The following is an 8,091-nucleotide window of genomic DNA, read 5'->3' as shown; positions in this document are numbered from 1 at the left end:
CGCCGGCGGGGGGGGCGGCGCGGGGGGGGGGGGGGCGGGCGGGGGGGCGGGCCGCCCCCCCCCCCCCCCCCCCCCCCCCCCCCCCGGGGTGGGGGACTCAGAGGTTGATCATGTGGCCGGCCAGGCCGTGGACGGCCTCCTTCATCGCCTCGCCCAGGGTGGGGTGGGCGTGGACGTTGCGGGCCACCTCGTTGACCGTGAGGTCCCACTGCTGGGCCAGGGTCAGTTCGGGGAGGAGCTCGGTGACCTCGGGGCCGATCATGTGGGCGCCGAGGATCTCGCCGTACTTGGCGTCGCTGATCACCTTGACGAAGCCGTCGCCCTCGCCCATGCCGAGGGCCTTGCCGTTGGCGCTGTAGGGGAACTTCGCGGTCTTCACGTCGAAGCCCTGCTCCTTGGCCTGGGCCTCGGTGTAGCCGAAGCTCGCGACCTGCGGCTGGCAGTAGGTGGCGCGGGGGATCATGATGTAGTCGAGTTCCATCGTCTCGGCGTCCGCGATGGTCTCGGCGGCGACGATGCCCATGGCCTCGGCGGCGTGCGCGAGCATCAGCTTCGCGGTGACGTCGCCGATCGCGTAGATGTGCGGGACGGACGTGCGGCAGCGGCCGTCCACGTCGATCGCGCCGCGGTCGGTGAGGGCCACGCCGGCCTTCTCCAGGCCGTAGCCCTCCACGTTCGGCTGGAAGCCGATCGCCTGGAGGACCTTGTCGGTCTCGATGACCTGCTGGGCGCCGTCCTTGCCGGTGACGGTGACCTTGACCTTCTCGCCGGAGTCGTCGATGGCGTCCACGCGGGTCGAGGTGAGGACATCCACGCCGAGCTTGCGGTAGCGCTTGGCGAGCTCCTTGGAGACGTCGGCGTCCTCGTTCGGGACCATCCGGTCGAGGAACTCGACGATCGTGACCTTCACCCCGTAGTTGTGCAGCACGTAGGCGAACTCGACGCCGATCGCGCCCGCGCCGGCGATGACGATGCTCTCCGGCAGCTCGGAGCTGAGGATCTGCTCCTCGTAGGTGACGACCCGCTCCGACAGCGACGTGCCCGGCAGCAGCTTGGTGTGCGCGCCCGCCGCGATGATGCAGTTGTCGAACGTCACCGTCTCCGACGAGCCGTCCGCGCGGGCGACCTGCAGGGTGTTCGGGTCGGTGAACGTGCCCCGCCCGTCATAGGACGTGATCTTGTTCTTCTTCATCAGGAACTGGACGCCCTTGACGAGCTTGTCCGACACCTGCCGGCTGCGCTGGAACGCGACGCCGTAGTCGAAGGACACGGTGCCCTCGACGTTGATCCCGAAGGTCTGCTGCTCCTTGGTGAAGATGTGCGCCAGCTCCGCGTTGCGCAGCAGCGCCTTCGACGGGATGCAGCCGACGTTGAGGCACACCCCGCCCCAGTATTTCTCCTCGATGATCGCCGTCTTCAGCCCGAGCTGCGCCGACCGGATCGCGGCGACATATCCACCCGGGCCCGCGCCGAGGACCACGACGTCAAAGTGTTCGCTCATGTCAATGGACGATATTCGCCGCGACCAGGTGTTCGCATCCCGGCGCGAGCCGCCCGCCCCCGCAGCGACCGACGTCACGTACAGTTGGGGTTTCGGACGGCCTCGCCGCGGTCAGCATCTGGCGGAGGCGCGTCCGGTGCAGCAGGGCGGCGCGCCGGTGCGGGTGCGCGCCCGGACCGTCCCGGCCGCGGAGCCCCGGCGGTGCATCCGAACAGCGGCGTCGCGGGGCCGGTGAACCGCCGCGCGCCGGCGCCACCGAGCCGAGTGGAGGAGTCGCCGAGTGAGGATCCCCAAGCGCGTCAACACCGTCCTCGACTGGATGGAGGAGCACTTCGTCGCGCTTGCCGTGGTCGTCGCGCTGGTCGCCGTCGCGCTGGTGGCCACGCTCGCGCCGACCGCGGTCGGCCTCCCCGTCTCCGGGTTCATCCTCGGCGCGGCGGCGGGCGGGTTCCTCGTGCACGTCCGGCTGAGCCGGCGCATCGCGCGGGCCCGCTCCGACGTCGACAACCTGCTCCGCGAGAACGGCATGCTGCGGCACCGCAACAACGTCCTCGCCAGCGGCGTGATCACCCGCGAGTCGGTGGAGACGCAGGCGCTCGTGTCGATCCCCGAGGACGACCTCCTGGAGGACGAGCTGGCGGGCGATGTGAACCGCACCGCCACCCTCGACGAACTGCTCGACGGCGACCCCGGGCGCACCGACGAGCTGCCCGGCGAGGTCGCGGACGACCAGCCCACCACGGCCCTGCCCACGCTCCCCGACGAGGAGGACGAGGCCGAGGACACCCGCCCGGCGACGCCGAAGGCGTCCAAGGGCGCCGCGAACAGGTCCGGGAGGGCGTGAGGCGCCTCTTGCGCTGAGCGGTCGCGCCGTGACCCGGCGTTAGCTTTGCCGATCTTCGGGCAGAGGTAGCGCGTGAACGACGACCTTGAGCGCGCCGGCGCCGCGGCGGACGGACCGGCCGACCCCGGTGCGAGCCTGCCGGCGGACCGGGGCGGCACCGGCGCCGTCCACAAGGCCGTGATCGCGTCCGCGATGGGGAACTGCATCGAGTGGTTCGACTTCGGCGTGTTCAGCGCCGGGGTGATGACCGCGATCATCGGCACGAAGTTCTTCCCGGAGGAGGCGGCGGGCAGCGCGTCGCTGCGCTCGTTCGCGCTGATCGCCGCGGCGTTCCTGGCCCGTCCGTTCGGCGGGCTGTTCTTCGGGCCGATGGGCGACAAGCTCGGCCGCAAGCGGGTGCTGGCCGCGACGATCATCCTGATGTCGGGCTCGACGTTCGTGATCGGGATCCTCCCCGACTACAACACGATCGGGATCGCCGCGCCGCTGGCGCTGCTCGCCGTCCGGCTGATCCAGGGCTTCTCGACGGGCGGCGAGTACGGCGGCGCCGCCACGATGATCGCCGAGTACGCGCCGACGCACCGGCGCGGGTTCTTCGGCAGCTTCCTGGAGTTCGGCACGCTGACCGGCTACATCCTCGGCGCCGGCCTGGTGTTCATCATGGACCTGGCGCTCAGCGAGAGCGCCATGCACAGCTGGGGCTGGCGCATCCCGTTCCTGGTGGCGCTGCCGCTCGGCCTCGTCGGCCTCTACGTCCGGACGAGGATCGAGGACACCCCGACCTTCCAGGCCATGGAGCAGGAGGGCAAGAAGGCCCAGTCGCCGCTGAAGGAGACGCTGGAGCACTACTGGCGCGTCATCGCGATGCTGATCGGCATCGTGTTCCTGCTGAACGTCGCGGACTACACGCTGCTGACGTTCATGCCGTCGTACCTCGTCGACTTCCTGAAGATGAACGACGACACGGCGCAGCTCATCACGATCGGGGTGGAGTTCGCGATGATGGCCGTGATCCTGCCGCTCGGCCACCTGTCGGACCTCATCGGCCGCAAGCCGCTGCTGCTGACGGCGGCGATCGGCTACATCGTGCTGGCGTGGCCGGCGTTCGCGCTCATGCAGACCGAGAACAAGCTCGGCGTCGCGGCCGGGTACGCGATCGTCGGCGGGCTGCTGGTGCTGATGCTGGCGGTGATCGGCGCGACGTTCCCGGCGATGTTCCCCACCAGGGTGCGGTACGGGGCGTTCGCGATCGGCTACAACATCTCGACGTCGCTGTTCGGCGGGACGGCGGCCGTGCTGGTCGGGTCGCTGATCGACGTGACGGGCTCCAACTACGTCCCGGCGTACTACCTGATGATCGCCGCGGCGGTGGCGCTGGTGCCGATCATCAAGATCCCGGAGACGGCGGGGGTGCCGATCGAGAAGGCCGGGAACGAGCGCGCCCCGGAACCGGCGAGTTCCGGGGCGGTGTGAGACGCGTGGTGCGCGCGGCCGCTCAGCGGGCGCGGCGGAAGTGCCGGCGGGCCCAGCCCGCCAGCGAAGCCGCGATCACCAGTGCGGTGGCCGTCTCAATGGCCAGTGCCGTCCAGACTGTGGTCACTGGGAGCCTCCCCTCCGGTTCGCCAGGCCCGTCCTGACCCGGGCCTGCTGTTCACCTCGTACAACACCAGGATGCGGTAGGTCTTTCCTTGACCACGCCCGCACATCGGGTGATGTGCCTCACACGGCACCGCGCTGACCTGCGGCGAAACCTTACTTGAGGGTAAAAACCGCTGGTCGTCCGGACGCGCGGTCTACTGCTCGGGGCGCGCCTTCTCCCACGCGTTCTCGAACTCGGCGGCGCTGATCCGGTACGGGAGGTACCGCGGGTCGTAGAGGTCGAGCGGCGGGTTGATCGGCCAGTCGTCCGCGCTGGAGCGGACGGGGTGCTCGCCGGGCCGGATCTCCACCTGCCGCGTCCAGCGGCCGTCCCGTCCGATCTCCATCAGCCACGCGACCCGCTCGTCCTCCTCGTCCGGCATCCGCAGGTGGACGACGTCGTGGCCGGCCAGCTCGCCGTAGCCGGGGTCGTCGCGGTAGGACGAGCGCCGGTCGCGCAGGTGCGCGAGCGCCGAATCCGGCGCCAGGCGGTCGAGGACGACCTCCTCCATGTCGCCCCAGGAGCGCACGCGCCGGATCACGTCCGGGTCGTCCATCACCTCGACCTCGGCGCAGGCGTCGAGGATCTCCTCCGCCGAGTCCGCCCACACCCACCACCAGAGCCCGCCCATGCCGTAGTCGTGCTGGACGAGGTAGCGCGACTTACCGGCGAGGTGGGCGTAGACGGCGTCGATGATGGTCCAGCCGTCGATCTCGGCGCTAGACCAGAAGTCCTCACCCCGTCCCAAGGCGACGTCGAGCAGCGCGCGGACGACCCTTGGCCGGTGCAGGTTGAGCATGGTCTCGTCTTCGGCGCGGCACACGCTGCCGCTGTGCGTGTAGGGGCCGCCGTCCGGGACGATCCGCCCCGGCCCCTCGCGGAAGACGACGTTGATCCGCCCGGGGCGTCCCTCCTGGCGCAGAAGCAAGGTCTCGCGGCAGTCGAGCAGGCGCCGCCCGTCCCGCGTGTGCTGGTGCCCGACACGCCAGCGGTAGGCGTCCGGCCCGACGAGGAGCCTGCGGTAGCGGCGTCGTCCCATGTCACCCGCTTGTGTGGAAGATCCTGGTTTGCCGGGGCTCACCCTAGCCAGCCGGTGCGCACCGCCGGATTCGGGCAGTGGCGTGCCGGTGTGAGTTCTGTGGCGGTCCGGCAATCCGATGGCTCATTGCGATGCGCCAATTACGTTCAGTAGCGTCACCGTTGGCCGGAAGACGGCTCATCATGACGGACCTTCGACGAATCGGTGGTGTGGACGTGACGGAACAGCAGCAGGAGCAGTTGAGCCTCGGTACCGCGGCGGCACGGAATCTGGCGACCACGACCAAGTCCGTCCCGCAGATGCAGGGCATCACCTCCAGGTGGCTCCTGAAGCTCCTGCCCTGGGTCCAGGCGTCCGGCGGCGCCTACCGGGTCAACCGGCGCCTCACCTACACCCTCGGCGACGGCCGGGTCACCTTCGTGACCACCGGCGCCGACGTCCGGGTCATCCCCCGCGAGCTGGGCGAACTGCCCCCGCTCCGCGGCTACGACGACGACCTGACGCTGGACGCCATCGCCGGCCGGTTCACCCAGCAGGAGTACGAGCCCGGCGACGTCATCGTGGAGCGCGGCCGCCCGGTCGACCGCGTCATCCTGGTGGCGCACGGCAAGCTCAGCAAGATCGGGGCCGGCGAGTACGGCGCCGACGCCGTCCTCGGCACCCTCGCCGACGGCGACTTCTTCGGCGAGCAGGCCCTGCTCGCGCCCGAGGAGGGCGAGGAGCAGCCGACGTGGGAGCACACGGTCAAGGCCGTGACCGCGTGCACCGTCCTCAGCATGAACGACGCCGACTTCCAGGAGACGCTCGGCCAGTCCGCGTCCCTCCAGGCCCACCTGGACGAGTACCGCGCGAGCCCCGACCGGCCGAGCAACGCGCACGGCGAGGCGGCCATCGAGGTGGCGTCCGGGCACGAGGGCGAGCCGGTCCTGCCCGGCACGTTCGTCGACTACGAGGCGTCCCCGCGCGAGTACGAGCTGAGCGTCGCGCAGACCGTGCTGCGCGTCCACACCCGCGTCGCCGACCTCTACAACGAGCCGATGGACCAGGTCGAGCAGCAGCTCCGGCTGACCATCGAGGCGCTGCGCGAACGCCAGGAGAACGAGCTCATCAACAACCGCGACTTCGGCCTGCTGCACAACGCCGACCTGTCCCAGCGCATCCACACCCGCTCCGGCCCGCCCACCCCGGACGACATGGACGACCTGCTCACCCTCGTCTGGAAGGAACCCGCGTTCTTCCTCGCGCATCCGAAGGCGATCGCCGCGTTCGGCCGCGAGTGCAGCGCGCGCGGCGTCTACCCCGGCAGCGTCGACGTCGGCGGCGGCAAGGTCCCCGGCTGGCGCGGCGTGCCGATCTTCCCGTGCAACAAGATCCCGGTGAGCAAGACCAAGACCAGCTCCATCCTGCTGATGCGAACCGGGGAGGCGGCCCAGGGCGTGATCGGGCTCCACCAGGTCGGGCTGCCGGACGAGTACCAGCCGGGCCTGTCCGTCCGGTACATGGGAATCGACGAGAAGGCGCTCATCAACTACCTGGTCAGCGCCTACTACTCGGCCGCCGTCCTCGTGCCGGACGCGCTCGGCATGCTGGAGTCCGTCGAGATCGCGCACGGCGGTGCCGACGCGTGACGGAGCCGACCACGGAGCACGGCCCGGCCGGCGCGGCCGGGCCCGCCGGGGCGCGCGAGCGGCTCGCCCTCGGCACGCAGGCCGCCCGCAACCTCGCCACGACGACCAAGTCCGTCCCGCAGATGCAGGGCATCACCCCCCGGTGGCTGCTCCGGCTGCTGCCGTGGGTGCGCGCGGACGCCGGCACCTACCGGGTGAACCGGCGGCTCACCTACCGGCTCGGCGACGGCATCGTCACCTTCGTCAACGACGGCGCCGACGTCCGCGTGCTCCCGCCGGAGCTGGCCGAGCTGCCGCCGCTGCGCGACCTCGGCGAGCCGGAGGTGCTGGACGGTCTCGCCGCGCGGTTCGAGCAGCACGAGTACCAGCCCGGCGAGACGATCGCGGCGGCCGGGCGGCTGCTCGACGGCGTCCACCTGATCGCGCACGGCAAGGTCGAGGAGGCCGGCCCCGGTAAGTACGGCGGCGAGGCCCGGGTCGGCATCCTCGCCGACGGCCGGTTCTTCGGCGACCGCGCCCTGCTCGGCGTGGACGAGGAGTGGCCGCACACCTTCCGCGCGCTGACCCCCACCATCGTGCTGACGCTGCCCTGCCCGGCGATCGAGGAGCTGACCGAGCGGTCCGAGGCCCTCCGCACCCACCTGGAGGAGTACCGCGACACGCCGCCACCGCCGCAGACCCGGCACGGCGAGGCGGCGATCGAGGTGGCGTCCGGGCACGACGGCGAACCCGTCCTGCCCGCCACGTTCGCCGACTACGAGACCTCGCCGCGCGAGTACGAGCTGAGCCTCGCCCAGACGAGGCTGCGCGTGCACGCCCGCGTCGCCGACATCTACAACGGGCCGATGGACCAGGTCGAGCAGCAGCTCCGGCTCACCATCGAGGAACTGCGAGAGCGCCAGGAGCACGAGCTCATCAACAACCGCGACTTCGGGCTGCTGCACAACGCCGACCTGCGGCAGCGCCTGCAGACCAGCGGGGGCCCGCCGACCCCCGCCGACATGGACGAGCTGCTGTCGCGGCGGCGCAAGTCCAGGTTCTTCCTCGCCCACCCCAAGACGATCGCCGCGTTCGGTCGCGAGTGCACCCGGCGCGGGGTGTACCCGTCCTGCGTGGAGGTCGAGGGACGCCGCGTCCAAGCGTGGCGCGGCGTCCCCATCTACCCGTGCGACAAGATCCCGATCACCCCGGCCGGGACCAGCTCGATCCTGGTGCTGCGCACCGGCGAGGAGGACCAGGGCGTCATCGGGCTGCGCCGCACCGGGCTGCCGGACGAGGTGGAGCCGGGCCTGTCGGTCCGGTTCGCCGGCATCGGCGACCGGGCGCTGCTGACGTACCTGGTCAGCACCTACTACTCGGCCGCCGTGCTGGTCCCGGACGCGCTCGGCGTCCTGGAGAACGTCGAGATCGCCCGCTAGCGCGATCGCCCGCCGAAGAAAG

General features: G+C 71.0%; 6 protein-coding genes. 4 read left to right on the top strand and 2 right to left on the bottom strand.

Going from position 1 to position 8,091, the window contains the following annotated elements; translation table 11 throughout:
* Positions 1–97: 97 nt before the first annotated feature.
* Complete coding sequence (gene lpdA, locus ACGFI1_RS14865; protein ID WP_138639934.1) at positions 98–1,501, bottom strand: dihydrolipoyl dehydrogenase; 1,404 nt, start codon at positions 1,499–1,501, stop codon at positions 98–100.
* A gap of 280 nt (positions 1,502–1,781) precedes the next feature.
* Here lpdA and ACGFI1_RS14860 point away from each other — a divergent pair, with 280 nt between their 5' ends.
* The gene (locus ACGFI1_RS14860) at positions 1,782–2,345 is read left to right on the top strand and encodes a hypothetical protein (RefSeq protein WP_392785694.1); all 564 of its coding nucleotides are present in this window, start codon (positions 1,782–1,784) and stop codon (positions 2,343–2,345) included.
* A gap of 72 nt (positions 2,346–2,417) precedes the next feature.
* Complete coding sequence (locus ACGFI1_RS14855) at positions 2,418–3,818, top strand: MFS transporter (protein WP_240808334.1); 1,401 nt, start codon at positions 2,418–2,420, stop codon at positions 3,816–3,818.
* Positions 3,819–4,138: 320 nt separating this feature from the next.
* Here the strand turns inward: ACGFI1_RS14855 and ACGFI1_RS14850 are convergent, their stop codons facing one another.
* Positions 4,139–5,023 carry a hypothetical protein gene (locus tag ACGFI1_RS14850; protein WP_392785692.1) on the bottom strand — a complete coding sequence of 295 codons (885 nt, stop codon included), beginning with the start codon at positions 5,021–5,023 and terminating at the stop codon, positions 4,139–4,141.
* Positions 5,024–5,205: 182 nt separating this feature from the next.
* Between ACGFI1_RS14850 and ACGFI1_RS14845 the strand changes: the two genes are divergently transcribed.
* Both ACGFI1_RS14845 and ACGFI1_RS14840 read left to right on the top strand, forming a co-directional pair.
* On the top strand, positions 5,206–6,651 hold the full coding sequence (locus ACGFI1_RS14845) for a family 2B encapsulin nanocompartment shell protein (protein ID WP_386876728.1): 1,446 nt from the start codon (positions 5,206–5,208) through the stop codon (positions 6,649–6,651).
* The gene (locus ACGFI1_RS14840; RefSeq protein WP_392785689.1) at positions 6,648–8,069 is read left to right on the top strand and encodes a family 2B encapsulin nanocompartment shell protein; all 1,422 of its coding nucleotides are present in this window, start codon (positions 6,648–6,650) and stop codon (positions 8,067–8,069) included. Before ACGFI1_RS14845 ends, ACGFI1_RS14840 begins: the two co-directional genes overlap by 4 nt.
* Positions 8,070–8,091: the final 22 nt, after the last annotated feature.

Origin of the sequence: Actinomadura geliboluensis (genome assembly GCF_043197915.1) — a bacterium.
GTDB classification, from domain to species: Bacteria; Actinomycetota; Actinomycetes; order Streptosporangiales; family Streptosporangiaceae; genus Spirillospora; species Spirillospora geliboluensis.
The sequence above is the reverse complement of the archived record's forward strand: the minus strand, read 5'-3'. Positions and strand labels throughout refer to the sequence as shown.